Origin of the sequence: Mycobacterium sp. SMC-13 (assembly GCF_045311035.1) — a bacterium.
GTDB lineage: Bacteria > Actinomycetota > Actinomycetes > Mycobacteriales > Mycobacteriaceae > Mycobacterium.
Map to the genome: position 1 here is coordinate 1 of NZ_JBJIAI010000041.1, position 25699 is coordinate 25699.

The window sequence follows — 25699 nt, forward strand, 5'->3', positions numbered from 1 at the left end:
GAATTACGTGACAGCCAGGGTGGGGAATTACGTGACGGACAACCCCTCAAACCTGGGGAAATACGTGACCGCTGACATCCTGCTCCAACGATTACGGCGTCAACGTCATTGGTGTCCATGTGTTCATCGTGAAGAAAAGTGATCCGTCACACATCCGGCGTACTACCCGTACCCATACCTGTGTCCATACCTGATCCTTCTGCCGCACGTGCCAGATCAAGGTGCAAGTGCGCAGCCGGTTGTGCCGATCTTGAGCTGCGCCGATCGTCGAAAAGACGGCATTCGGGTCAGTAGAAGCCACGGCGAGCCGATTGGTTGCCGGCGGATTCGCTTGGCAGGGTTGATATTCGGTGGAACCATCGGCGCCGGCGCCGCGTCCGGGGCTCGTTTGTTTGATTTTCGGTCTGGCGCCGTATGGTGAGTGAGGGATGTTTTGCGAGCGTTTCGGTGCAGCCTTGCCGGCGTTCTAACGGGTGTCGGGGGAGCGCGACGATGACGGCACTTCTGCTGACGTTGACGGGTTTGGCATTTCTCGACTCCCTCAACGTCCTGAACATCGGTGTCGTGTCGGCGGTGATCTACGGCAGTCGGTTGAATCGCCAATCTGCGCTACCGGGCGGGATGAGCTTCATCGCCGGAGTGCTCGCGGTAACAACCACTTTCGGTCTGTGTGCCGTACTCGGCCTGGGATTGCTGAGCAATCTGACCAACTTCCACCTGACACCGTCGGTGAGGTACTGGGGTGAAATCGCGCTGGGACTGGTGCTGATCGTGCTGGCATTCTTTCCGCTGGTCGCCCAAAGCACCGCTCCAGGCTGGGCCCTGGCTGCGATGCGCCAGCGCCCCTGGCTGCTTGGATTCCTCGGCGCCGCAATCGGTCTCGGCCAGGCTCCTACCGCTGTTCCGTTCTTGGCAGGCCTGGCAATGATTGCGGCGCTGCATCCTCGGCCACCCACCTGGCCAGTGATGGTGATCGTGTACTCGGCGTTGACCATGTTGCCGTGCATGGTGCTTCTAGGCCTGTCCACCAGTCGAAGTAAACAGGCCGACCAGGCGCAGCGCTGGCTGGTGCGAATCCTCACTCGATACGGGCCGATTGGGGTGCGTCTCTTATTTCTGGTCGCTGGGGTGGCGCTGTTCGCGGACGCGGTTGTTCACCACAATCGATGGTGGTGACACCAGACTCGCATCTGATGGGGGTATCCAAAAGGTACAGCCGGGTTCGGTATGTCAACCCGCAGAGGCGAACTCGGCGTCGCGTCGCGCGGTGTGGTTTGGACCCGTCAGGAGGCGGTGGCGGCGGCCGGCTGTCCGGCGAGGTCCAACGCGATGTCGACGATCATGTCCTCCTGACCACCGACGAGGCCGCGCCGGCCGACTTCGAGCAGCAGAGCACGGGCGTCGACGCCGTAGCTGCGCGAGGCGTTCTCGGCGTGGCGCAGAAAGGACGAGTAGACCCCGGCGTACCCGAGGGTGAGAGTTTCGCGATCGACTTGGACCGGCCGGTCCCGTAGCGGGCGGACGAGATCGTCCGCGGCGTCCTCGAGCGCCATCAGATCGCAGCCGTGCGTCCACTGCAGGAGATCGGCGACCGCGATGAACGCTTCGATCGGGGTGTTTCCCGCTCCAGCTCCCTGGCCGGCCAGCGATGCGTCGACGCGGGTGACGCCTTCTTCGACCGCGGTGACGCTGTTGGCCACCGACAGTGAGAGGTTCTCGTGGGCGTGTACACCGATTTGGGTGCCGGGGTCGAGGATGCCGCGGTAAGCGCGGATCCGCTCGCGAACGCCGTTCATCGTCAACCGTCCTCCGGAGTCGGTGACGTAAACACAATGCGCGCCATAGTTTTCCATGAGCTTTGCTTGAGTGGCAAGCTGCGCGGGGTCGGTCATGTGGCTCATCATCAAGAAGCCCGAGACGTCCATGCCGAGCTCGCGCGCCGTCTGGATGTGTTGGGCGGAGATGTCGGCCTCGGTGCAATGGGTGGCGATCCGCACCGAGCGGACTCCCAGGGCGTAGGCGTGTCGCAATTCGGCGATGGTGCCGATGCCGGGTAACAGTAGGGTGGTCAACACCGCAGTGCTGATGCTGTCGGCGGCGGCTTCGATCCACTCCCAGTCGGTGTGGCTGCCAGGGCCGTAGTTGAGCGATCCGCCGGCGAGCCCGTCGCCGTGGGCGACTTCGATGGCGTCGACACCGGCGGCGTCCAGCGCGCCGGCGATCCGGGCCACGTCGCGCGTGCTGATGCGATGGCGGATGGCGTGCATGCCGTCACGCAGCGTGACGTCCTGGATGTATAGCGTGGGGGTCATGGGCGTGCCTCCGACAGCAGGGCGTTGGTACTGGTGCGGCGGGCGATGGCCTCTGCGACCTGGATGGCGGCCGAGGTCATGATGTCCAGGTTGCCTGCGTAGGCGGGCAGATAGTGGGCGGCTCCTTCGACCTCGAGGAACACCGACACCCGGGTGCGCGCCGGCGCGGAGCCGGGGCGCAGCAGGGTCTGCACGGGTTCGTCGGGTTCGATGGGGGTGAATTGGACGTCCTGCTTGAGTCGGTACCCCGGCACGTAGTGGGCGACCCGTTCGGCCATCTCGTGGATCGAGTCGCGGATCGCGGCGTGGTCCGCGTCCCCGATCAGGCAGAACACGGTGTCACGCATCATCAGCGGCGGTTCGGCGGGGTTGAGGACGATGATGGCCTTCCCCTTGGCGGCCCCACCGACCGATTCGATTGCGTGCGAGGTGGTTTCGGTGAACTCGTCGATGTTGGCGCGGGTCCCGGGTCCGGCTGACTTCGATGCGATGGAGGCCACGATTTCGGCATAGGGCACCGGCGTGACCGCCGACACCGCGGCGACGATCGGCACGGTGGCCTGGCCGCCGCAGGTGACCATGTTGACGTTGCGCGCGCCCTCGTCGAGGCATTTGTCCATGTTGACCGTTGGGACCACGTAGGGGCCGAGGGCTGCCGGTGTCAGGTCGATGAGCGTCTTACCATGTGGCGCAAGGGCGGCGGCGTTCGCGATGTGTGCGCGGGCAGACGTGGCGTCCAGGACGATGTCGATCTCGCCGAAATGCGCCATCGACATCAACCCGTCGACGCCCTCGTGGGTGGCCGGGATGTTCAGGCGGCGGGCGCGCGCCAAACCGTCGGAGTCGGCGTCGATCCCGACCATCGCCGCCACTTCCAGGTGGTTGGAGGTGCGCAGGATCTTGAACATCAGGTCGGTGCCGATGTTGCCGGAACCGACGATGGCGACCTTGGTCTTGGTCATGGCGTGTCCTTGGGGGAGAAGGTTGTTGACACCTCGCCCAGCGAGGTGATTGCAGCGCGGATATGGGTTCCCGGTGGCGCCGGGGCCATCGGACCCAGTGCGCCGGAGAGAATGACCTGTCCGGCCCGCAACGGCTCCCCGTACTGTTCGGCGGTTCGGGCCAGCCAGGCCAGGGCGTTGAGAGGGTCGCCGAGGCAGGCGCTGCCGGTGCCCTCGGAAACCAGGTGATCGTCGGCGTACATCTGCATGGTGACCTCCCGCGGTTCGAAGTCGGACAGTCGGACCCGTTTGTCGCCGAGCACGAACAGTCCACTGGAAGCGTTGTCGGCCACTGTGTCGGCAATCGTCAAGTCCCAGTTCGCGATGCGACTGTCGACGATCTCGAGCGCGGCCACGGCGTAGTCGACCGCACTGCGGACACTGGTCGCGGTGAAGTCGCCGCCGATGAGGTCGTGGCCGAGGACGAAGGCGATCTCTGCCTCGACCTTGGGCTGTAGGAGCCGTGCCGAGGGCACCGCATCGACATCGGTGACGAACATGTCGGCGAACAGCACGCCGAAGTCGGGTTGGTCGACTCCGAGTTGCTGTTGCACCGCCGGGGAGGTCAATCCGATCTTGCGTCCCACCACCTCGCCGCCCGCGGCACGTCGTCGCCGCACGAGCTCCTGCTGGACGGCGTAGGCGAGGCCGATGTCGGCACTGCCGATGAGATGTCGCACGGGGGAGATGGGCCTGCCGGTGTCGGCTGCGTTGGTCAGGAGGTCGGCCGCCTCGGTGACGACGGCGGCACCGCTGTGCAGGCTCATCGAGAGCCCTCCGCCAGTCGCGCCGTCGCCACCGCGAATCCGGCGATCCAAGCCGGAATCGGCTCGTAGAAACGCATGTTCATCGTGTATCTGCCGACCGCGGCCAGCGATGCAAAGGCGGCGATCCAGGTGCGGACCTCGTGCGCGGAACCGCCGCCCTCGGCGCCCATCGCCTCGGTGGTCCAGGCGTCGAACTCGGCGAGGGGACCGTGCTCGAGCAGGTCCAGGAACCTGTTGTCCCAGCCGGGGTTGATAGGGATCATCGTCGTGCCGCCGGCCGCGTACTGCCGGCCGGCTTCGATCACTCGCCCCTCGCCACGAGTGCGCTGCTCGGGTGTCGGTGGATGCCCTTCGATCAGGGCATCGGCGACCTTCGGCGGGGCGCCGTCGAGCACCGGGACCGGCGGATCGTGGGAAAGGCCTCCGGAGGCGAGGAAGAGCACGCGCCGGTCGAGGTGGGTGACGGCTTCACCAACTGCCTTGCCCAGGGCGCGAATTCGGGCGACGGGGCACAGTGGTGTGGCGACACCGTTGACGAAGATCGGCACCACCGGGATGCGGTCGATACCTCCGAAAAGCGTCTCGAGGGGTTGGGCGAAGCCATGATCGACGGTCATCCGCGCCGAGACGGTCAGATCGACGCCACGCTGGAGCACGCCCTCGGCGATACGGCGCGCGGCGTCGGTGTCGACGGACAACGGCCCGGCTGACGAACCGAAATCGCCCACCGCGTGGGCTTCGGTGCCCAGACAGAAGGGCGGCATCTCCTTGTAGAAGAAGCCGTTGTAGTGATCGGGTGCGTAGAGCACCACCAGATCGGGAGCGAAGTCGGCGATAAAGGCCCGCGCGGCGTCGACTGCAGCGGCGACCCGGCCGAGGGTCTCGGGGGCGGGATCGTTCTTACCGATGAGCGGCGAGTGTGACAGGCCAACGACGGCGGCGGTCATGTCGATACCTCAGTTGTCGGATGACGGATGGATGATGACCTTGCCCATGACGTCGCCGTCGAGCATCTGCTGAAAACCCTTGTGGATGTCGGCGAGTGGCAAGGTCCGGTCGATGACGGGCCGGGTTCCGGTGGCCTCGAGCAAACGCAGCAGCGCCTCGAATTCGGCACGCGTCGCTCCTGTGGACCCCAGGATTCGCAACTGCAGGTAGAAGATTCGTCCCAGGTCTGCCGGCGGATTCATCCCGGTGGTCGCGCCGGCGACCACGACTGTGCCGCCGGGGCGCACCGACTTCAGTGAGTGCGACCAGGTGGCGTCACCGACTGTCTCGATGACCACGTCGACCCGCTCGGGCAGTCGTTCCCCGGTGGGCACGGCTTCCCGCACGCCCCAACTCAGCGCCTGGGCGCGTTTCGCCGCGCTTCGACTGGTGGTGTAGACGACGGCGCCCGCGGCCACCGCGAGTCTGATGGCGGCGGAGGACACCCCGCCGCCGACCCCTTGCACCAGGACACGGTCGCCGGCCTTGATGTTGGCCTGGGTGAACAACATTCGGTAGGCAGTCGTCCACGCCACCGGCAGGCACGCCGCCTCATCGAAGGTGAGCCAAAGGGGCATGGCGACGAGGTTTCGCCGCGGTACCGAGATGTACTCGGCGAATCCGCCGTTATGCCGTTCGCTCAGCAGCGCACGATTAGGGTCCAGTGTTTCGTCTCCGCCGCCGGCGTCCGGGTTGGCGATGACCGGATGAACGATGACCGGATTGCCGTCCTCGTCGTACCCCGACACATCACAGCCCAGCACCATCGGCAGGTGCTCTGCGGGGTGCCCGACACCGCGCAGGGTCCACAGGTCGTGCATGTTCAGCGCGGAGGCCGCCACCCGAACGACGGCCCACCCCGGGCGGGGTTCAGGTTTCGGCACATCGCGAAGTTCGAGCCCCTCGAGGGGGTCATTTGGATTCTGTGAAACAGCTACTGCGGCAAGCACATCGCCAACGTTGGCGGTGGTGATCGTCGATTCACAGCCGGTGTGCCGTTGTGCGAAACGCTCGCTGGAACTCGTTCGGCGACCGGGGTTGTGTGGTCCGCATGACTTCGACCATGCAGGCGGGCGACGAGTGTCAGGCACGCACGTCGCCGCCGAGCACCATGCTGCGACGTCCCGCTCAACTCGAGCGCACCGTCGACGTGTCGGGGCTCGTCGACAGCGATGGTGGGCTGCTGGACCGCGCGGTGTGGACCGATGAAGTGATCTACCGGCAGGAGCAGCGGCGGATCTTCGCCACCAACTGGCTGTTCCTCGCCCATAGCGATCAGTTCCACAAGCCCGGCGACTTCTTCACCACCTACATGGGTGAGGACCCGGTGATCGTCACGATGGACAAGAACCGCAGGGTCCGGGCGTTTCTGAACTCGTGCCGGCACCGGGGGGCGCGGGTGTGCCGTGCGGATTTCGGCGCGACCCGCAGCTTCACCTGCACCTATCACGGGTGGGCGTACGACCTCGAGGGCAAGTTGATCGGCATCCCGAACAAAGAGGGTTACCCGGACGGCTTTCAGTCCGGTCAGTGGGGTTTGGTCGAGGTGCCGAACGTGGATTCCTACCGGGGGTTGATCTTCGGGAACTGGGATCCCGATGCGATTACTCTGCGCGACGCACTGGGCGGCATGACCTGGTACATGGACGCGATGCTCGACCACGATCCAGAAGGCACCGTCGTCGTCGGCGGCGTGCACAAATGGGTGTTGGAGGGCAACTGGAAACTCGCCGCCGAGCAGTTCGCCAGTGACTGGTACCACGTGAACATGAGTCACGGCTCCGCTCTGACGGTGCTGTCGCCAAGCGGAAAGCCCAAAGACGAAGTGGTGCACCGCACCGGACGGCAGTACGTCGATCCGATGGGGCACGGGCACGGCTTCCCGGTGCATCCGCGCAATCGGTTCGACGCCCAGACCGTGCACGAGTGGATGGACTACGCCGCCCTGCGCCTGCGGTTGGGCGACTCACGCGTCGAGGGCCCCTTGACGACCGGGCATGCCAACGTGTTCCCGAACTTCTCCTACCTGCCGGTCAACGGATCGATTCGGGTGTGGCACCCGAAAGGCCCTGACCGGATGGAGGTTTGGGCGTGGACCATCGTGGATAAGTCGATGCCCGAGCATGTGCGCGAGGCTCAGCGCCTCTACAACCTGCGCACGTTCGGTCCCAGCGGAATCTTCGAACAGGACGACGGTGAGAATTGGAGTGAGGTGCAGGCCATCTCGCACGGATTCATCACCAACTCCGTCCCGCTGAACTATCAGATGGGCCTGGGCTCCGAACGCGAGGACGGGCGCCATCCGGGGATGACGAGTGAGTTGTACAGCGACGCCGCCGCGCGCTCGTTCTATGCGCGCTGGTGCGACGTGATGAACACCCCGGCGTGGCACGAGCGAAAGGCCGCCGATGAGTGAGGGCATCCGCGTCGCGGCCGTCGACGACATCCCCGAGGGCGAGGGCATCGTCATCGAACGGTCGATAACCGGTACCGACGACGACGTGGCTCTGCTGCGCGACGACGATGGCAGCGTGTGGGCACTGGACAACACCTGCACCCACGCCGACGCTTCGCTGGCCGAGGGTTGGGTCGAGGGCGGTCACGTGGAGTGCCCACTGCACTCGAGCAAGTTTTGTCTCAAGACCGGCGCCGTCGACGGCCTACCGGCCACCAGGGACGCCCGCCCACATCGGGTAGAGGTGCGTGACGGTCAAGTGTTTCTCTATCCGGGAGAGCGGCCCTGATGACCAGGCGGGTCGCGGTGGTCGGCGGCGGTGTCGGCGGCGTGAGTGTCATCGCGGGCCTGCGGGCCGGCGGCTTCGACGGCGACGTCGTACTGATCGATGAAGGGGAGTTCCCCTATGACCGACCCCCGCTGTCGAAGGCCTACCTGGCCGGCGATGCCGACCTGAAAAGCATTGCCCTGCAGCCTCCGGAGTGGTTCGACGACCAGCGTGTGCGGTTGATGTCACACAGCTCGGTGGGGGCGTTACGTCCCGGTCTGGGTGTGGTCGAGCTCTCCGACGGCAGCGCAATCCGGGCGGACAAGGTCGTCCTTGCAACCGGCGGTCACGCGATTCGGCCACCGATCCCGGGGGCTGACAGCACCCGCGTGCACACGCTGCGCAGCGCGCAGGACGCGGACCGATTGCGCGCCGCACTGGTGCCCGGTGGGCGCCTGCTGATCGTCGGTGCAGGCTTGATCGGCGCCGAAGTGGCTTCCACAGCAATGCATCTGGGCTGCCACGTCACAATCGTCGACCCGGTCGCGGCGCCGCTGGCCGCGATCGTCGGCGACGAGGTCGCTTCCTGGTTGCACGGCATGCACACCGCACACGGTGCCATGGTGCTGCGCGGTGTCGTCGAGTCGTTCCAGGATTCGCCAGACGGAATCACCGCTGTACTGGCCGGCTCCGAGCCGCGGGTGTTCGACGCAGTCGTACTGGCTGTCGGAATGGCCCCGGCTACTCCGCTGGCGCGCGATGCCGGTCTGACGGTAGACGGCGGCATCGTCGTCGACTCGATGCAGGTGACGTCGAATCCGGCGATCCTCGCGGTCGGCGACGTCGCACGCACCTGTGCCGGCGGTCTCCTGCTGCGCCGCAGCGAGCACTGGGAAGCGGCCCAGCACGACGCACAGCGCGCGGCCGCGACGATCCTCGGCGGGCCCCAACCTGCTGCCGGCGCGTCCTGGTTCTGGACCGACCGGTACGGGACACATGTCGAGGTCGTCGGAAACCTCACTGGCGCTGACGAGTTCGCGTCTCGAGGGTGTCCAGGTGAGCAGCCGTACGCGTGCTTCGGATTGCGTGACGGGCGGGTCACCGGAGCGGTGGCGGTCGGTGACTCCGCGTCTGTTCGGGCCGCGCGCCGGCTGATCGACCGCGGCATCACGGTGTCTGCTGCCGAACTGGGCGACCGATCTGTGGACCTACGCAGGCTGATCAGACGATGACGACGACACGGAAGAGCGCGTAATGAGCAGTGCGACAGAGATATTGGCCGGCATCGACGGTGCGCGGCGAGCCGATCACAATGTTCATTTCGAGGTCGAGCAGTTCTACTACACCGAGGCCGAGTTGCTCGACGAAGGGCGGTTCACCGACTGGCTCGATTTATTGGATGACGATCTGGACTACTGGATGCCCACCAGAACCAACCGACTGCGTCGCCAACAGGCGCTGTCAATCTCGGCGCGGGGCGAGGCGGCGTTCTACGACGAGACCAAAGAGAGTCTGGCCTGGCGGATCCGCCGCTTCGACTCCGGCATGGCCTGGGCCGAGGACCCGCCCTCGCGGACACGGCACTTGGTAACCAACGTCGTTGTGCACCATCTGGATTCGAGTGAAGGGACCGGCTCCGAGCTTGCCGCGCGCTCGGCGTTCCTGGTATATCGCAACCGCCTCGAACGCGAGGAGAACGTTTTCGCGGGGCGTCGCACCGACATCCTGCGTCGTAGCCCAGACGGCGGATTGAAGGTCGCTCGCAGAGTCATCCTGCTGGACCAGAGCGTGCTGCAGGCCAAGAACATCTCCACCTTCTTCTGAATCGACGCGGTTCTTCGACCCGACCACATGAAAGGACGTGCCCGTGACCAGCACGGAATTGGACACCGAGATCGACGAGATGCCCACGGTGCACCGGCGGACGGTGACGACCTCCTACGGGGACATCGCCGTCGCGGAGACCGGAGAGGGCCCCGTGCTGGTCATGTTGCATGGCGGCGGGCCGGGGGCCTCCGGGCTGAGCAACTATCACCAGAACCTGCCCGCGCTGGCCAAGAGGTTCCGAGTGGTGCTGCCCGATCAGCCCGGTTTCGGCGGCAGTTACCGCCCCACCGAGGCAGACCTCGATGCGCAGTCGATCACCCAGATCTCGGTTGGCGCACTCTTCGAGGCGCTCGATGCCCTCGGTGTCGACCGGTTTCATTTGCTGGGCAACAGCCTTGGCGGCGCGGCGGCCATCGCAATGGCACAGGCGCAGCCGGACCGAACCACCGGACTGGTGCTGATGGCCCCCGGGGGTGGTTGGCTGCCGTTCGGTCCCACCCCAACCGAGGGACAAAAGGAGATGTTCCGGTACTACAACGGCGATGGACCCAGCGAGAAGAAGATGTCCAACTTCATCCGCGCAATGGTCTTCGACCACAAGCAGTTTGGCGCCGACGTCGTAAGGGCCCGGTACGAGGCATCGCTGGACCCCAGCCACATCGAGTTCTATCACCGGTACAACGCTGCCTTCGGCAAGCGACACGGGATGGATCCGCTGTGGCGGGATCTGCACAAGATCACCGCCCCGACCCTGCTGCTGTGGGGCCGTGATGACCGCACCATCACCCTCGACGGATCCCAGATCATGCTCAAGCAGATCCGTAACGTGCAGCTTCACGTGTTCGGCAACTGCGGCCACTGGGTGCAGTTGGAGCGTCAGCGCGATTTCGAACTGCTGGTGGCGCAGTTCCTGGCGGAGTTGCGGTGACCGGCTGGCTGCAGGGATACGTCGCGCTGATCACCGGCGGAAGTACCGGGATCGGGCGGGCCGTCGCCGAACGCTTCATCGCCGAGGGTGCGTCGGTCACCATCCTCGGTCGTGACACCGACGCGCTGAACGCCGCCCTTGAGGCCAGCGCCGACCCGGCCAGGCTGCACGCGATCAGCGCGGACGTGCGCGATTCGGGGGACCTGCATCGCGCGGTCGAAGAGACGGTTGACCGTTTCGGCAAGCTCGACACACTGGTGGCCAATGCCGGGATCTGGGACTACCACCGTCAACTGACACGGATGACCGGCGAACAGCTCAGTGAGACCTTCGATGAGCTGTTCGCCATCAACGTCAAGGGTTATCTGCTGGCCGCCGAGGCGGCGTGGCGGGAGCTGGTCAAGACTCGTGGCAGCATCGTGATGACACTGTCCAACGCGTCCTTTTACGTCAATGGCGGCGGGCCGATCTACACGGCCAGCAAGCACGCGTGCCTCGGGCTGATGCGTGAGCTCGCCTACGAGTTGGCGCCGAAGGTCCGCGTCAACGGCGTGGCCTGCGGGGCGATGAACACGGCGTTGCGCGGGCCGGCGGCCCTGGACATGCAGGGCCGCACGCTTGCGGCGTCCTTTGCGAAGAAGAAGCCGGACGACCCGCCGCCACCGATCCCGCTGTACGACTCGAGCACCGATCCCAGAGATTTCACCGGGTCCTACGTTCTACTGGCCAGCCGCGAGCAGAGTGGACCCATTACCGGACAAGCGATTTCGGTCGACGGAGGTATCGGCGTGCGCGGGTTCGCGGCGGCCGCTGGAGGGGACCACCTGTGAAGCAGCTGTCGCTGGACCTGGGGTTGGGGTGGACGGTCACGCCGGGTGCGACCGACGCCCTCGACATCATGCGGCGTGACGAAGACGGCGAGCGCGTGGAGGCGGTGGCCCGGTATGCAACCGGAGGTCCGCTGCGCGACGCCTACCCGGTGGGTGCCCACGATGTCGAAATTCGCATCTCTCGCCGAGACCCTACTTCGTCGCGGCTGACAGGCTTTCTCGACGAACTCGGCGCGTCGATACTGGCAGCAGACCGCGGGTGCCGACGCGTTGTCGTAGCTGTTGCACGCGATGATCTGGCCGCGGTGACGGCGGCGGAGTCGGTGGGCTTTCGCCACGTCGTGGACGTCGACGTTCCCGGTGAGGAATTGAGTCTGCTTGTCCGAGAACCGGAGTGGGTAACTCAGGTAGACGCCGACCTCGATCGAGTGCCCGGCGCCTGATCACCCATTGCGGTGTGACTGACCCATTGTCCGGGAGGCCGAAGCGCAGACGCGCCGCAAGCTGTGCGTGAGCGGACGAAGATCGGCGGAGACGGGCACCGACACCGACATCGCGGCGATCGGTAATCCGTTGCGGCCGAACACCGGTGCGGCGACGCAGCCCAATCCAGGGCGGCTCTCCTCGCGCTCGATGGCGACGCCTTCACTCCGCACGCGATCGAGCGCACGCGCCAACTCGTTGCCATCTGTGATCGAGTGAGAGGTGAGTGCGGTGAGCCGGCCGCTGAGGATCTTGTCCTCCGCAGTGGCGTCATAGGCCAACAAGACCTTCCCGACGGCGGTGCAATGCGCGGGTAAGCGCCCGCCGACCCGTGACGGGGCGACCGCGTTGCGATGTCCATACAGTTTGGCCAGGTAGACGACGTCGGTACCGTGCAGCATCGCGAGATGCACGGTCTGGCGCGTCGCGTCGAACAGTTCGGTGAGGAAGGGCATCAGCTGGTCACGCACCCGCTCGTGGCTCGGCGCGTACACCGCCAGGCCCAGTTCGTGTAACCGGGAACCCAGCCGATAATCGGTGCCGATGCGTTCCACCATGGCATTGCGCTCCAGCATCCCCAACACGCGGTACGCGGTCGACTTGCTCAGGCTTGCGCGCCGCGCGAGTTCGCTGACACCGACACCGGTGCTGGCCTCGGCTCCGAATGCAACCAGCAGGCTGAACGCCTTGTCGACGGCGGCTCGGTCGTCGCGCACGGAGTCGAGTACGGCTGTCATGACTTCCTCCAGGGGGGTGTGACGGGGTCTGTTTGATTTCACTGTTCGTCACTCTTAGTAACCATGATGCAAAACCGGCTGCTGTTCGTCAATAATGACGATATGACTATTAAAAGTGACAGTGCGTCGGAGGAGAACCAGCTCGTCGCCCGGAACGTGCGCCGGTTCCGCCGAGAGCGTGCCATGTCACTGGGGGAGTTGGCCCGCCGTTCCGGTCTCGCCAAGCAGACGTTGTCCAAGATCGAACAGGGCACCGGCAACCCGACGGTGGAAACGCTGGCGCTGCTCGGCGCTGCGCTGGACCTCCCTGCCCGGCGGCTACTGACCGAATGGGGCACCCCCGTGTATGTCCAACGTCGCGATGACGGGGTGTGGATCGACGGACCCGAGCGGGCGGAGCGCCTACTCGACGAAATCTACGGCTCGGGTTATGTACGCACGCTTCTGCTACGACTGGAGCGCGGAAGCGCTGAGCCTGCAGTGGTCGAGCCGCACCCACCCGGCACCCTTAATCACCTCTTCGTGATCACCGGGAGGCTGCGCACCGGTCCGCTCAGTGAACCGGTCGACCTGGCCGCGGGCGACTTCGTTCGATTCCCGGGCGACGTGGCACACCGCTATGTGTGTCTCAGCGATCGGGTGACTGCGCACATGGTGACCACGTTGCCTCAGATTCGCCAGATCGGCCCTGTCATACCGCCCAGCCACGGCGGCAGTGACGATTGATGATCTCGTACGTACCCATATCTCAGAACGGGCGGCGCGTAAGTGGAAGTGCCTCTGCCAGTGGACTTGTCGAAATGAACGATCGCGAGAACTGCCGCCGACCGCTACGGAAGGACGCTGAGCGAAATCGGCAGCGGGTGATCGAGGCGGCTCGCCATCTGTGCGCAACAAAAGGTCTGGACGCGACCCTCAACGACGTTGCCCACCATGCAGGCGTTGGCGTAGGCACCGTCTACCGGCGGTTCGCCACCAAGGAAGACTTGTTCAAGGCGATTTTCGAGGACCGGCTCAACCAGCTCGCAGATCTTGCCGAAACGGCATTGCGCGAACAGGATTCGTGGCAAGGGTTCGCGTCGTTCGTTCAGCAGGTGTGGGAGATCACCGTGACAGACCGAGGTATGGGCGAGATTGCGTTCAGCAAGATCCAAGTTGGTGAACGACTGGAGGCGGCGCGTCACCGGCTGCTGAGCCACCTGTCGAAGCTCGTTGAGCGCGCACAAAATGACGGCCACCTTCGCCCGGAGGTTTCCCCGACCGACATACCCATGATGGGGCTGATGTTAGTTGCGGTCAGTCAATTCGCTGGCGCCGTCGAGCCCCATCTATGGCGGCGCTACGTTGAGTTCTTCCTCGAAGGACTGCGCAATCGCAACCCTGCTATGCGCCTCGAGCTAAATGCACTCAGCGACGACCAGCTTGATACAGCAATACAAACCTGGCGCCCGGACGGGCTGGTCTGAGTGAGCCGAGTGCATCTGCGATTCACCAACATCGGACGAGATCGTCCCGAGGCCGACGTCGGTGTTGCCGCCACCAGTTCGAGAGGCACATCGAGGTCAGGTCGGGATGGCGCGGCGCCGTGTCTCGATTTGCCGAACTAGGCTGTGGATGGTGTTGTCGCGGTTCAGGACAGCATCCGTGACTGGGTTCAGGACGCCGCGCAAGGCCGAGTAAGCGGCCCATGGACGCGGGGCGAAGATGCGCGGTGAACGTTTCCGCAGACCGGTGACGAGGCCCGCTGCGACGACTTCGGGTTCGGAGAAGTGGCCGAGGGGTCCGCGGAAGGCGTGCTTGAACAGTTGGTCGACCAGCTCGTCGCTCTTTGTGGAATCGGTGATCGGGGTTTTGGTCCACGATGGGTAGAGCACGCTGGCGGACGCGCCGTAGGGGGCGAGTTCGGCGCGGAGGCTGCGAGCGAGCATCTCGACCCCGGCCTTGGAGGCGCCGTAGGCCGAGTTCAGGACCGCGTTGATGAACGAATAGCCCGACCCCGTGACGATGACTTGGCCCTGGTTTTGGGTGATCTGCGGGAGTGCCGGCTTAACGGTGCGGATGACGCCGAGCAGGTCCACTTCGATGACCTTCTCGTAGGCGGTCAGGTCGGCGGTAGCGAGCGTGACGGGTGGATTGTTCGCGATGCCGGCGTTGGCCCACACGACATCGAGATGGCCGAATTCTGCGACGGCTTTGTTGACGGCGGCGCTCATCTGATCGACGGCGGTGACGTCGGCGGCGAGGGGCAGTGAACTTCCGGCAGGTAGCTGTGTTGCGAGCGCGGTGACGGCATCGTCGGACAGGTCGACCAGGACCACTTTGGCGCCCTGGGCTGTCAGTGCCCGTGCGCCCGCGGTGCCGATGCCGCCGGTGGCGCCGGTGATGAGGATGACTTTGTCTTTGAGGTCGTAGGTGGACATCGAATTTCCTTGATCAGTAACGGATTTAGCGAGTTAGCCGGCACGTAGGGAAGTCGGGGTCGGCGCTGACTACAGAGATCGGAAGGGGCATTTGTCCCCAGAGCACTTCGAGCATTCAGTTCCGGTTTGGTTCCGGAATTGGCTATCTTCCCGCAGAGCCGGTCAATGCCAAGGTGGGCTCGTGTCGGCTGCTGGCTCGGCTGTCATGCCATCCGCTGGGGGACGCGATATCGATCGCACGTTGGACGGCCCGGTCACGGAAGCCGATGCGCTCGACGAGGATGCGGAAGAGGCCGGGTGCCTTCGCCGTCAGTGTGAGCGTTTTCGGGATGATGATCTGGTCGGCGCGGCGCTCGATGCCGTTGACGATGCCGGCGGTCACCGTCGGCATCGGCACCATCTTCCACAGGCCTTTATCGTTGCCGCCCCACAGTTCTCGGCCGGCGGGGTCGGCGACGACGTCGTCCATCATGGGGGTACGGACGAAGGTGGGGTGCGCACTGCCGACACCGACACCCAGAGAACGGAGTTCGAGTCGAATGCTGTCGCACATGGCCCAGACGCCGGCCTTGCTGGCTGTGTAAGACGCTTGCAAGGGGGAGTGTACGAAGGCAGCCATCGAGGAAATCGCGAGGAGATATCCGCGATGGGGTTGCACGTGAGGCAGGGCCGCACGGAATGTGCGCCAGACGCCGGCAAGGTTGATGTCGATGACTTGTTCAAATGCCGCGGGGTCGAGGGTGGCCATCGGCGCCATCGTGTCGATGCCTGCGTTGGCGATCACGATGTCGAGACGTCCGAAATGCTCGGCGGCGCCCATCATCGCTATTTCCAGGCTGCCGAGGTCACGCACGTCGGCCCAGAATCCTCGCGCGACGGTGCCGCCGCCTAGTTGCTCGGCTTGGGCCTTGACGGCTTCGAGGTTGAGGTCGAGCAATGCCAGGTTGGCGCCGCGTGCGCGCAGCGCGTCGGCAAGGGCTGAGCCGAGGCCGCCGGTGGAGCCGGTGATCACGACGGTGCGTCCGGTGAGGTTGTAGCGGGACACGGTGTGTTCTCCTGATCTGCCGTGATTACGGGGCGACCGGTACGCGGTCGTGCAAGAAAGCGATCTGGTCTGCAACGACGCGTTCGAATGCCTCGCCGGTGTAAATGTCGAAATGGCCTTCGGGATATACCCGCACGACTCCCTGCGGTGCGGTGCGGGCGTGGCGCAGAGTCGCCTCGGCAGGGGCAACGGTGTCGGTCTCGCACACACAGAACAGGATCGGGCAGTGCACCTGCGCGGCGAGCCGGCCTGGACGACGCAAGGGGATTCGCAACCCAACACGTGCCGCAACCTCGTTGCGATGGGGTGCCCCATCAGGGACGAGGCCGAGGTATCCGGGGACCGCGTCGGCGGCGGTCATCAGCGCCGCGGACTTCGGCGGCCCGGCCAAGGGCAACATGATCGGCGGCTTTCCGGCGAGGCCGGCGATCGTATCGGCGATTGCGCGGGTGGTGACCTTGAGCGACGTCCACGGGTTCATTGCGGACAGGGAGGCGATGCCGTCGGTGAACGGACACTGCGCGATGACGGCGGCAACACCGGGTTCGCGAGCCGCCGTGACGATCACATGCCCGCCGCCGAAGGAGGTGCCCCACAGCACAATTCGGCTCGAGTCCACATCTGTGCGGCGGCGGGCAAATGCGACGGCGGCGGACCAGTCAGCAACCTGTCGATCGATGTCGAGCAGTTGGCGGGGCTGGCCGTCGCTGGCGCCGAAATGACGGTAGTCGAACACCAGGCAGGCGTAGCCGGCGGCAGCGAATCGCTCCGCGTACGCATCCAGCCGCATTTCTCGGATCCCGCCCAGTCCGTGGGCCATCACGATCACTGGCGCGGGCTGCGCGGTGTCGGGGAGGTACAGCCACGCGCGGCAGGTTGCATCACCGGACGGGAATTCGACGTCGAGGCGGCTGGTCATCGGTAGCTCCTCTTGGCGCGGGTCGCGCCTTAGTGGGTCGGCAGGCATTGGGCAACTCCTTGTGGATCGAGAACCGATGTGGGCTTGGCCTCGAAAACTGCTACCAGTGATGTTCGTCGCTCAAGCGGGAATCGCAAAGAGGCGGTTGCACACGAAATCGCCATTTGCTTGGGCGCTGGCCCAACGCAGCTCTAGTCTGAGTGGCATGAGGTGGCAGAGACCTTCGCCCCGCATATGCGAGTTGATGCAGACCGGCGCGGAGAGCCTTACCGCGCATGGTGAGGTTCTGGAGTCTCTTCTCGCCGAGATCGATGAAGCCACGCTCGCTGACCAGGCGCCGGGTTTGACGCTGGACCCGGCGCTGGTTGCGGCGTTGCGCCGCAGTAACAAGGCCAACCTGCTGTTTTGGGTCGAAGCCGTGCGCCGCGATCCCGCTGCGCCAGTGGCCCCCAACTCCGGACCGGAGCCGACGATCATCGCCCGTGACCTCATCCGCCGTGGCCTCGACGACAGTGTGCTGCAAGCGTGGCGTGCAGGGCAGAACGTGGCGTGGCGTCGCTGGATGAGCATCGCCCTCGGGATGACCGGCGATCCTGATGAGCTCGCCGAGTTGCTGGACTTTAGTGCTCGCTCCATCTTCGGATTCGTCGATGCGACAATAGCTTTGGTCTCGGCGCAGATGCGTGACGAACGTGAGCAACTCACCAAGGGCACGCAAGCAGAACGACTCGAAACCGTCACACTCCTGATCGAGGGCGCACCTCTTCGGCGCGCCGTCGCCGAATCCCGCTTGGGTTACAGTCTCGATCAATCGCATCTGGCAGCGATCGTGTGGAGTAACCAGGTGGAGCCTGATGCAGCCACTTTGGGCCAGGCCGCGGAAGCGCTGGTGACGGTCGCCGGGGCACGCCGGCCACTCACTGTCACCGCCAGCGTCGGCGCGCTGTGGGTGTGGGTTCCAGCCGATCATCTTCCCGACGCGCAAGTGCTCGAATCGGTACTGGGCCAGACTGACGCCTTCGTGGCGATGGGGTCACCCGCCTCGGGCATTGATGGATTCCGTCGCAGTCACCTCGAGGCCCTGGCCACTCAAAGGCTCCTCGTGCGCGCAGGCCATCTGCGCTGCGCCTGCTGGGATTCCCTACAGCTGGTCGCGTTGGTCGGTCACGATGACGGGCTTGCTCGCGAGTTTGTGATGCGTACGCTGGGCGACCTGGCGCACGCTGACGCGGAGCTGCGCCGAACTCTGGCGGTGTATTTACGCGAACAGTCGAACGCTCCCCGGGCTGCGAAAGTTCTTTTTACACATCGTAATACGGTGTTGGCGCGCGTTGCTCGCGCCGAACGTCTGCTCCCAAAAACCCTCAGCAGTCAGAGTCTTGAAGTCGCGGTCGCGCTCGAACTTGCGCCGTGGATCGACTCGAGGGGCGGGTGATGGGTTGTGGATTTTCGCACCTCTTAGCGCCGGCGGCTGGCGCGACGACGTTGTGGCGCGCTGTCATGCTGCGCGGCGCGCAGATGATCGGACATCATTTTTGCCATTGCTTGTCGTTGCGGTTCTGTTGGTAGGGGCACCTCGGTCACCATTTGGCCGACCATGAGGCCGACCGGCGCAGCCCACAGGAGGTCTGCGATCGCACTGGCGTGGGGCGAGCGTGCGCCGATAAGTTGTGCGATGCGTTGCAGTCCCGGTTGAAGCTTGGCGAGTTGTTCTATGCCCAGGGTCGACCGCAGTGATCTGGTGGCGATGAGGATTTCCATGGCCGTCATGCTGGCCGGGTTGAGGAAGGTCTTCCAGGCAGCGTCGGCGAGCGCTTTCATGCGTTCGTCGGTTTCGGCAATGCCTTCGACTTCGTCAGCGAGATCGTTCACCGAGCTCACGAGGGAGGTGATGGCGTGGTCGACGACGGCGGTAAGCAGCCCGTCCCGATCGCCAAAGTGATATTGGACGACCCCGGTGCTCACCCCGGCTCGTTCGATGATGTGCCTGGTGCTGGCAGCGGCAAATCCTTCTTCGCGGATGCACCGGATCGTCTCTTCAATGACGAGTTCCCGCGTGCGCTCGGCACGTTCCTGACTGCGATGTCGGGATTGCCGTGGCGTGATGCGGTTTTGGGGTCCGGCTGTCATCGGTGCGCAATCCCGGGTATCCGACTGCTGGGGGAGCTGTGTCGGTGCATGGCGACGTGGGGTTCTGTCACGTTGCGCCGTGATCGTCGAGACGGCGCGACACCTGCGGTGATCGGTGGCTGCACGCGTCGATCCTATGCGGGTGCCGCAATGCGATGACTGAACGTCGTGGCAGTGCATTCATGTTTGTTGCCGCGGTGCCCGCATGAGGTCAATCCAACTCTCAGTGGGCAGGCGCTTGCTGTCGTCGACAACAAATACGCCGATGCCCCCAGTGTGGTCTTGGAAGAGTCCGTTGGCCGAGTCGTACGTGGCGAGTTGAGGCCGCAAGGGATCGAGTGATCGACCTTCCCCCGAATTCGGCACCCCGGCGGACCGCCAGCCTGCCGGGGCGTCGGCGTTCGGTTCTTGTTGAGGCTGCGGCGGTTGCTGACCGTACGGCGGAACGTGTTGGTCTGCTGGAGGGTCGTAGGGCAGTGGCACGGGCGGAGGACCGGGTGTGGCCGGGGGAACCGGTAGGGGGTAGGGGGCGTACTCGGCAGGCCCAGGCCCCGGCGTCACCCCGGGTGGCAGCTGTGTGACGGGGGGACCCGGGTCGTAGTCGGCGCCGGGCGGAATATTCGGATATTTGTTGGGGGGCAATATGTTCCGCGGGCCGGTGATCGGTGTGTCTTCGGGTACGGCCGGTCCGCGCCAGGCTTGATTGCCGATCGGTACGTAGCCTTGGGGATCGCGGCAGAGAGCTATTGTGGGCGCGCGTTTGCCGGGGAATTCTTGGCAAGGGTAGTTGCGGGCGCCGCGCACCACCACCGATGAGCTCTGGGGCACTTTGCAGTAGAGATCTTTTGGTAGGTCGCGCAAGGTCTGATCCCCGGGGGATCGGATGAGCGTCGGTGGGATGAAGCCGACGTTGCACGGCGGCGGGTCACCCAGTCCCAGTTTGAAGTCGACTTTGACGCCTTCATCGGCGGGTAGCTGTTCTGCGGCGCTGATGAGTACGGCGGTAACGGCGGGAAGGACGACCAGTGTCTGCTCGATCGATTTGTGGTAGATGACCCCGATGCGGCCGAAGTTGGCGAGGTTCGCTGCCAGCATGGGGAACGACGGCCGGATGCCGTCAAATGTGCGTGTGGCCGCAGTTGCGGCTGCCGGCGCGATGTCGAGCAATGATCGCAGTTGCGGGTCGGCCGTGCGCACGTTGGTGGTGAGGCGGGCCAACCGGTCGGCTAGCGCGGTGATGTTCGCGCCGCTGCGCAGCTGAGAGTCAAGGAACGGGCCTATGCGGTCGATCAGGACGGTGGTGTCCTCGCCGTGGGCGCTGAGCTGATCGAGCAGAGTGCTGGCGGTATTGACGAGGCGTGCGAGGTCGGGGCCGGCGCCGTTGAACGCGGCGGCGGTTTCGTGCAGCAGGTCCTTGAGTTTGCTTTGGTCCAGGGAGTCGACCAGACCCTCTGCTTGGCGGAGCAGTCCCGCAATGTCCCCGCTGAGCGTGGTGTGAGAACGGTCGATGATCGATCCGTCGTGCAGTACCGAGCCGAGCGGGCCGCCGGATGCCGGCATGAGATCGACGTATTGTTCGCCGATCGCCGAGACGCTCTTGGCTGAAGCGGTGACATTGGCAGGTATGGCGATACCGGAGTTGAGACGCATGTGCACGTCGACGCTGAGTTTGTCGGTCAGGTCTACCGAGGTGACGCGGCCGACGGTGGTTCCGCGGTAGGTGACGTTGGCGTTGGGATACAGTCCGCCGCTGGCGGCGAAGTCTGCCGTGACGTCGTAGCGTCCGATGCCCAGCGCCTCGGGCACGCGCAGGTAAAAGATGGCCACCGCGCCGACCGCGAAGATCGAAACGACGACAAAGATGGTCAATTGCCATCGAATGAGCCGGGTGAGCATCAGCGCGTGCCGGCCGTGGCGGGGTCGGGTGCGGCGGGTATGGCGAAAGGGTCTGCGGCCTGTCCGGACAGGTTGGCTTGTTCGCCCATCAAAAAGTCAGGGGCATTGAGGATTTCGTCCAGGTGCTTCATGTTCGGGTCCAGCGGCGAGGTGGTGAAGATGTTCTCGCCCAGGCGTCGTTGGGTCAGGTCCAACGTGGCGATCGCGTTGAGGTAGTCCCCGCGCACCGCTTGCTTGATGCCGGTCTGCGGGAACGGGTAGGTCGCGGTGATGGGTAGGGCGTCGATGAGTTCCTGCGCATGGTCAGCTAGCGGCTTGATCACGGCGTAGGAGTGGGTGAGGTCGGCGGTGATGTCGGCTTTGGTTTGGGTCAGGATATGCGAGGCGGCCTCGCTGAAACGCCGCAGCGCGGCGAAGGTGTCGATGATCCGCCCAGCGTTGGCGTTGAGGGTCTGGGTTGCGTCGGGCAGGGCCGCCAATGCGGCGGTCACCGTCGGCGCGTTGGCAGCGAATTTGGCGGCCACCCTGTTGGTCGATTCGATCGCGTCGACGATGTTGTGGCGTTGTCGGTCGACGGCGGCGGTGAGTGTCGCCAGTTGGGGGAGCAGGTTGGCGAATTGGCCGGCATGCCCGGCGGCGGCGGCGTAGGCCTCGTCGGTGATGTCTTGTAGTGCACCGAGATTGCCCTTGTTGACGACCACGCCCAGGGTGGAAAGTACTTCTTCGGTGCTGGGGTAACGACCGGCCCGTTGCGCCGGGATGGTGGCGCCGTTGTTGAGCTCGCCCACCGGTGGCTCGGTTGAGGGCGCGGCAAGTTCGACGTGTTGAGAACCCAGCAGTGAGGTTTGACCGAGGGTGACGGTCGCGTTGGCCGGCAGGCGCACCGCCGAGCTCAGCGATAGCTGCAGAGCGGCGTAGAACGTGCCGTCGGGCCGTTGCGCGACGCGTTGTCCGGAGACGCTGCCGATGGTGACGTCATCGACGAGGACGGGCGAGTTCTGCGGGAGGGCGGACACGTCGGGCAGCTCGACGGTGACGGTGAATGATCCGGTGTCGTGGCCGAGTGTTCCCGGCATGTCGAGCGAGTTGAGTCCTCCGAATTCGCATCCGCTGACCGCAAGGACGATGGATCCGAGCGTCGCGAGCAGCCGCACCGGGCGGCGTCGGGCCGCGGCGGTGCTCATTGGTGCGGTCCCGGTACCGGCGGGGTGGCGGAGAACGGCTGATCGGGTACCGCCGGCATGGCCGGGCCGCCGGGGGCGGCGGTGGTCATGTCGCCACGTGGCGCTGGAGGTCGCGTTGGGTTGGGCAGGAGCAGGGTGGAGAGGTCGGTCGCCGCGGGCGTGGTCGGCGTGGTCGGTCCGGGTAGCGGCTGCCATTGCAATTGCGAAACTGGCGTTTGGGCCTTGGCTTCGGTGGCTGGGGTGTCGTAGGTGATTTGGCCCTTGTACGCGGTGATGGTGTTGATCGGATGGAACAGCACGGGCGGGAAGTTCATCATGATCCGTTTCAGAACCGGGGCCATGCGTTGCCGGCAGATCTCGGTGCGCTTGTAGTAGTCGGGTGTCCCGCCGGCGTCGAAAACCCCGGCGCACAGGAACTGGACGGGATTGGCGAAGTTCGGCAGGGACAAAATGGCGCCGATCGAGCCTTGTGCGGGGTTGTAGATGTTGTAGAAGTTCGCCAGCGCGTTGGGTGCGACATGCAGCACCTGTTCGATGTCTTGGTCGTGTTGGGTCAGCAGTGAGGTGAAGTCGGTCAACTTGGCCACCTGGCCGCTGATGGCCGGATTATTCTTGGCCAGAAAGGATTTGACCTGGGTGAGGGCGCCGCTGAGTGCGTCCAGCGACCGGGCGACATCGGTAGAGCTGTCGGCGAAAACCTGTGACAGAGAGGCGACGTGGTCGGTGAACTGCACGATCTGCTCGTTGCTGCCAGACAGGGCGTCGACCAACGTGCGTAGGTTCTTGATGGTGCCGACGAGATCGAAACGCGAATCGCCCAGGCGCCCTGCCGTTTGGGCCAGTTCGCGCACCGCGTTGCGAAACGATAGGCCGTTGTTGTCGAAGGTGTCCGCAGCCTGGTCGATCGCTTCACGCAGCGGCCCTTGCAGGGTGCCGTTTTGTGGGCCCAGCTGCGACGCTAGTTGGGTCAGTTGATCTTTGACATCGTCCCATTCGACTGGGACCGCGGTGCGCGCGATAGGAATGGTGGTGCGGTCGGCCAGTTTTGGGCCGGTGGTGTAGACGGGCGCCAACTCGAGTGTGCGTGCTGACAGCAGATTTGGCGCCATGATCACCGCGGTGACGTCGGCGGGCACGGGAACGCCGGCACGGACGGTGAATGTCACCACCGCGTGGTCGGGCCGGGGTTCGATGCTGGTGACCGATCCTACTGGCACGCCGAGGATTTCGACCTCGTCGCCGGGGTACAGGCCCACCGTCGATGCGAAGTAGCCGGTGATGGTCAGCGGTGCGGTCCTGGACCACTGCATCGCCAGCGCGCCCGTGGCCGAGCCGAGCAGCACGACGAGCAGAGCGATCACCGCAGAGCGACGGCGCAGGGCGGCGTTGAGTCTGCTCACGGTGATTTCGGCCTCACGATAGTGCGGTCGGTGATGAATCCACGCAAGAAGTCGGCCAAGCTGGCGGGGAGTTTCCCGGGTTGGAAGTAGGAGTCCAACAAGACGGCACCGAGTGTGGGGGGCGGAACACCAAAGACGTTGGCTTGAAAGCCGGGACCGGATCCGACCACTTCCCCCAGCGCGGTGGCGTAAGCGGGCAGCCGCGTCAACGCTTGGGAGATGTGTTCGCGCCGCTCGTTGAGATTGTCCAGAACAAGGTTCAGCTTGACCAAAGCGGGCCCCAGGGACTGTTGGTTGTCTTTGACGAAGCCGGACAGTTGGTCAGCAAGACTTTTGATGCCCGAGATGAGCTGGTCGATGGCGTCGCGCCGGCTGGCCAGTTCCGCGAATAGGGCGTTGCCGTCGGTGATCAGCTGGTTGATTTGGCCCGCGCGTTCGGCCACCACGTGGGACAGGGACGCGGCATGGCGCAGCAGCTGTCGCACCTTGTCGTCGCGCGCGTTGACGCTGCTGGCGAGGGCGGTGATGCCTTCGAGTGCGGCATGGACCTGGGGGGTGGCGTCGCGCATGGCGGCGGTCAAGGTGTGCAGTGCTTCAACGAATTTGGGGTGGTCGAGCTCGCCGACGTTGTGCCCGAGGTCTTGTAAGGCGTTGTTGAGTGTGTAGGGCGTGTTGGTGCGCGCCAGCGGGATAAGGGTCATGAGTCCCGAGCCGCGGGGCGTCAGCTCGATCGAGCGTTGCCCGAGCACCGTGTCGGTCTTGATGGCAACCACGGATTGATCACCGACGCGGATTTTGCGGTCCACGGTGAAACCGACCTTGGCGGCCTGGCCGGCGACGTCGAGTTCAATGGCATCCACGTGTCCCACGGTGTATCCGTAGACCTCTACCGGATTGCCGTCCGCGATGCCGGCGGCATGAGCGAAGTAGGCGGTGTAGTGACGGCCTTGGGGCCAGAACGGCAGCCCGGTGTAACCGAAGGACACCAGCACCAAGCACGTGACGATAGTGATGCCGAAAACGCCGGTACGTAACGGATCTCGGCCGGCAGGATCATTTGGCAAAGTCACACCTTCCGTGATCCGATGCTGGTGGTTTGACGGCGGGCAGCAGAATGTCGCTGCCGGCCGGGCCATTGATCTTGATCTTGACCGAACAGAAGTAGATGTTGAAGAATGAGCCGTAGGCGCCTAATGCGCTGAGGCGCAGGTAGTCTTCAGCCAGCGGTTCAATGGTGGCATTGATGTCCTTCTTGCGGTCATCGAGTGCCGTTGCCAGTGGACCGGAGGCATCGATGATGGCCCGGAAAGGGCGCCTTGCCGTGGTGAGCACATCGGTGAGGTCGCGTTGGGCATCGGCCAACGGCGGCAATGCGTTTGCGATTGGGTCGCGCCCGCGGTTGAGTGCGGTGATCAGCTGCTGAAGCTGGTCGACGCTGGTGCTCAGTTCGGTGCTTTTCTGATCAGCGGCCGACAGCACAGAGGTTAGGTTGTCGATGGCCTGCTCGATGAGGTGGTCGTGGCTCGTGATGGTCTGGGTGAATTCGGCGGTGTTGGCCAGCACGGTCGACAGCGTCGCGCCCTTGCCCTGGAGCAGTTCGATCAGTGCGTTACTGACTTGGTTGACCTTGGCTCCGTTGAGGCCTTTGAGCACGGGGCGCAGACCGCCGAGCAATGCGTCGAGGTCCAGTGCTGGTTCGGTGTTGCTCCGCGGGATCGTTTCTCCGGCACGGAGCTTCCGTAGTTCTCCCGGGCCGGCGAGGACTTCGAGATATCGGTCACCGGTCAAGTTCTGGTAGCGGACCGCTGCGCGGGTGGAGCTGTACAGCTGTTGCCGCCTGTCCACGGTAAAGGTGACCGTGGCGTGGTCGCCGTCGATCGCAATGTTCTTGACCGTGCCCACGGCGACGCCGGCGATACGCACGTCTTGACCGGTCTTGAGGCGCGACACCGACGCAAACTCTGCGTGAAAGGTGTTGGCGGAGCCGAATCGAAACTGGCCGAAGGTGACAATCAGACCGGCCATCACCAGCAGAGCAATGATCAGAACCTGTGGATCCCGGGCGGGCGTGCCTTCCCGGAAGATGATCTGCAAGGAATCCGAATTCTGA

General features: G+C 64.8%; 26 protein-coding genes. 11 read left to right on the forward strand and 15 right to left on the reverse strand.

What is annotated here, in order from left to right; genetic code table 11:
* Positions 1–492: 492 nt before the first annotated feature.
* Positions 493–1176, forward strand: coding sequence for a GAP family protein (locus ACJH6I_RS29905; protein ID WP_079630330.1), 684 nt, complete (start codon positions 493–495; stop codon positions 1174–1176).
* 107 nt (positions 1177–1283) lie between these two features.
* On the opposite strand, the gene dmpG is transcribed toward ACJH6I_RS29905, so the two are convergent.
* From dmpG to ACJH6I_RS29930, 5 genes are read right to left on the reverse strand one after another with little or no spacing between them, the layout of a single operon-like run.
* Positions 1284–2312 (reverse strand): 4-hydroxy-2-oxovalerate aldolase, encoded by a 1029-nt coding sequence (gene dmpG / locus ACJH6I_RS29910; RefSeq protein ID WP_079630329.1) that lies wholly within the window; start codon positions 2310–2312, stop codon positions 1284–1286.
* On the reverse strand, positions 2309–3274 hold the full coding sequence (locus tag ACJH6I_RS29915; RefSeq protein WP_079630328.1) for an acetaldehyde dehydrogenase (acetylating): 966 nt from the start codon (positions 3272–3274) through the stop codon (positions 2309–2311). Before ACJH6I_RS29915 ends, dmpG begins: the two co-directional genes overlap by 4 nt.
* The gene (locus ACJH6I_RS29920) at positions 3271–4080 is read right to left on the reverse strand and encodes a 2-keto-4-pentenoate hydratase (protein WP_079630327.1); all 810 of its coding nucleotides are present in this window, start codon (positions 4078–4080) and stop codon (positions 3271–3273) included. The genes ACJH6I_RS29915 and ACJH6I_RS29920 overlap by 4 nt, the downstream gene beginning before the upstream one ends.
* Entirely contained in the window at positions 4077–5027 is a 951-nt protein-coding gene (locus ACJH6I_RS29925; protein ID WP_079630326.1) for a 3-carboxyethylcatechol 2,3-dioxygenase, read from the reverse strand. Before ACJH6I_RS29925 ends, ACJH6I_RS29920 begins: the two co-directional genes overlap by 4 nt.
* A 9-nt stretch (positions 5028–5036) precedes the next feature.
* Positions 5037–6017, reverse strand: coding sequence for a zinc-binding dehydrogenase (locus ACJH6I_RS29930; RefSeq protein ID WP_079630325.1), 981 nt, complete (start codon positions 6015–6017; stop codon positions 5037–5039).
* Between the two features lie 287 nt (positions 6018–6304).
* Here ACJH6I_RS29930 and ACJH6I_RS29935 point away from each other — a divergent pair, with 287 nt between their 5' ends.
* The 7 genes from ACJH6I_RS29935 (at position 6305) to ACJH6I_RS29965 (ending at position 11818) form a co-directional block, all read left to right on the forward strand.
* On the forward strand, positions 6305–7483 hold the full coding sequence (locus ACJH6I_RS29935; RefSeq protein WP_207554451.1) for an aromatic ring-hydroxylating dioxygenase subunit alpha: 1179 nt from the start codon (positions 6305–6307) through the stop codon (positions 7481–7483).
* On the forward strand, positions 7476–7811 hold the full coding sequence (locus tag ACJH6I_RS29940; RefSeq protein WP_016894996.1) for a non-heme iron oxygenase ferredoxin subunit: 336 nt from the start codon (positions 7476–7478) through the stop codon (positions 7809–7811). Before ACJH6I_RS29935 ends, ACJH6I_RS29940 begins: the two co-directional genes overlap by 8 nt.
* Positions 7811–9022, forward strand: a complete 1212-nt coding sequence (locus ACJH6I_RS29945) for an NAD(P)/FAD-dependent oxidoreductase (protein ID WP_079630324.1) — start codon at positions 7811–7813, stop codon at positions 9020–9022. The genes ACJH6I_RS29940 and ACJH6I_RS29945 overlap by 1 nt, the downstream gene beginning before the upstream one ends.
* A gap of 22 nt (positions 9023–9044) precedes the next feature.
* Positions 9045–9614, forward strand: coding sequence for a 3-phenylpropionate/cinnamic acid dioxygenase subunit beta (locus tag ACJH6I_RS29950; protein ID WP_079630323.1), 570 nt, complete (start codon positions 9045–9047; stop codon positions 9612–9614).
* A gap of 79 nt (positions 9615–9693) precedes the next feature.
* Positions 9694–10545 (forward strand): alpha/beta fold hydrolase, encoded by an 852-nt coding sequence (locus tag ACJH6I_RS29955; RefSeq protein ID WP_079630382.1) that lies wholly within the window; start codon positions 9694–9696, stop codon positions 10543–10545.
* Positions 10542–11375 (forward strand): SDR family NAD(P)-dependent oxidoreductase, encoded by an 834-nt coding sequence (locus ACJH6I_RS29960; protein ID WP_079630322.1) that lies wholly within the window; start codon positions 10542–10544, stop codon positions 11373–11375. Before ACJH6I_RS29955 ends, ACJH6I_RS29960 begins: the two co-directional genes overlap by 4 nt.
* Positions 11372–11818 (forward strand): hypothetical protein, encoded by a 447-nt coding sequence (locus ACJH6I_RS29965; protein ID WP_079630321.1) that lies wholly within the window; start codon positions 11372–11374, stop codon positions 11816–11818. The genes ACJH6I_RS29960 and ACJH6I_RS29965 overlap by 4 nt, the downstream gene beginning before the upstream one ends.
* Here the strand turns inward: ACJH6I_RS29965 and ACJH6I_RS29970 are convergent, their stop codons facing one another.
* A complete protein-coding gene (locus tag ACJH6I_RS29970; RefSeq protein WP_079630320.1) occupies positions 11819–12595 on the reverse strand; it encodes an IclR family transcriptional regulator in 777 nt (258 codons plus the stop codon).
* Positions 12596–12697: 102 nt separating this feature from the next.
* Between ACJH6I_RS29970 and ACJH6I_RS29975 the strand changes: the two genes are divergently transcribed.
* Together ACJH6I_RS29975 and ACJH6I_RS29980 are read left to right on the forward strand one after the other, a co-directional pair.
* Positions 12698–13321 (forward strand): helix-turn-helix domain-containing protein, encoded by a 624-nt coding sequence (locus ACJH6I_RS29975; protein ID WP_025997183.1) that lies wholly within the window; start codon positions 12698–12700, stop codon positions 13319–13321.
* A 74-nt stretch (positions 13322–13395) separates the two neighbouring features.
* A complete protein-coding gene (locus tag ACJH6I_RS29980; protein WP_165694934.1) occupies positions 13396–14061 on the forward strand; it encodes a TetR/AcrR family transcriptional regulator in 666 nt (221 codons plus the stop codon).
* A 96-nt stretch (positions 14062–14157) separates the two neighbouring features.
* Here ACJH6I_RS29980 and ACJH6I_RS29985 read toward each other — a convergent pair whose 3' ends face one another.
* The 3 genes from ACJH6I_RS29985 to ACJH6I_RS29995 all read right to left on the reverse strand — a co-directional run bounded on the left by ACJH6I_RS29985 (position 14158) and on the right by ACJH6I_RS29995 (position 16979).
* Positions 14158–15015, reverse strand: coding sequence for an SDR family NAD(P)-dependent oxidoreductase (locus ACJH6I_RS29985; RefSeq protein ID WP_079630319.1), 858 nt, complete (start codon positions 15013–15015; stop codon positions 14158–14160).
* Between the two features lie 142 nt (positions 15016–15157).
* Positions 15158–16060 carry an SDR family NAD(P)-dependent oxidoreductase gene (locus ACJH6I_RS29990; RefSeq protein WP_079630318.1) on the reverse strand — a complete coding sequence of 301 codons (903 nt, stop codon included), beginning with the start codon at positions 16058–16060 and terminating at the stop codon, positions 15158–15160.
* Between the two features lie 25 nt (positions 16061–16085).
* The gene (locus tag ACJH6I_RS29995; protein WP_079630317.1) at positions 16086–16979 is read right to left on the reverse strand and encodes an alpha/beta hydrolase; all 894 of its coding nucleotides are present in this window, start codon (positions 16977–16979) and stop codon (positions 16086–16088) included.
* A gap of 244 nt (positions 16980–17223) precedes the next feature.
* On the opposite strand from ACJH6I_RS29995, the gene ACJH6I_RS30000 reads away from it, so the two are divergent.
* On the forward strand, positions 17224–18414 hold the full coding sequence (locus tag ACJH6I_RS30000; protein ID WP_226519347.1) for a CdaR family transcriptional regulator: 1191 nt from the start codon (positions 17224–17226) through the stop codon (positions 18412–18414).
* A gap of 23 nt (positions 18415–18437) precedes the next feature.
* On the opposite strand, the gene ACJH6I_RS30005 is transcribed toward ACJH6I_RS30000, so the two are convergent.
* The 6 genes from ACJH6I_RS30005 to ACJH6I_RS30030 all read right to left on the reverse strand — a co-directional run bounded on the left by ACJH6I_RS30005 (position 18438) and on the right by ACJH6I_RS30030 (position 25614).
* Positions 18438–19109, reverse strand: a complete 672-nt coding sequence (locus ACJH6I_RS30005) for a TetR/AcrR family transcriptional regulator (protein WP_016894981.1) — start codon at positions 19107–19109, stop codon at positions 18438–18440.
* Between the two features lie 180 nt (positions 19110–19289).
* On the reverse strand, positions 19290–21005 hold the full coding sequence (locus tag ACJH6I_RS30010; RefSeq protein ID WP_079630315.1) for an MCE family protein: 1716 nt from the start codon (positions 21003–21005) through the stop codon (positions 19290–19292).
* Positions 21005–22189, reverse strand: coding sequence for an MCE family protein (locus ACJH6I_RS30015; protein WP_079630314.1), 1185 nt, complete (start codon positions 22187–22189; stop codon positions 21005–21007). Before ACJH6I_RS30015 ends, ACJH6I_RS30010 begins: the two co-directional genes overlap by 1 nt.
* Positions 22186–23589, reverse strand: coding sequence for an MCE family protein (locus ACJH6I_RS30020; RefSeq protein ID WP_079630313.1), 1404 nt, complete (start codon positions 23587–23589; stop codon positions 22186–22188). Before ACJH6I_RS30020 ends, ACJH6I_RS30015 begins: the two co-directional genes overlap by 4 nt.
* The gene (locus ACJH6I_RS30025) at positions 23586–24653 is read right to left on the reverse strand and encodes an MCE family protein (RefSeq protein WP_226522237.1); all 1068 of its coding nucleotides are present in this window, start codon (positions 24651–24653) and stop codon (positions 23586–23588) included. The genes ACJH6I_RS30020 and ACJH6I_RS30025 overlap by 4 nt, the downstream gene beginning before the upstream one ends.
* On the reverse strand, positions 24643–25614 hold the full coding sequence (locus ACJH6I_RS30030; RefSeq protein ID WP_095795070.1) for an MCE family protein: 972 nt from the start codon (positions 25612–25614) through the stop codon (positions 24643–24645). Before ACJH6I_RS30030 ends, ACJH6I_RS30025 begins: the two co-directional genes overlap by 11 nt.
* Positions 25615–25699 lie beyond the last annotated feature (85 nt).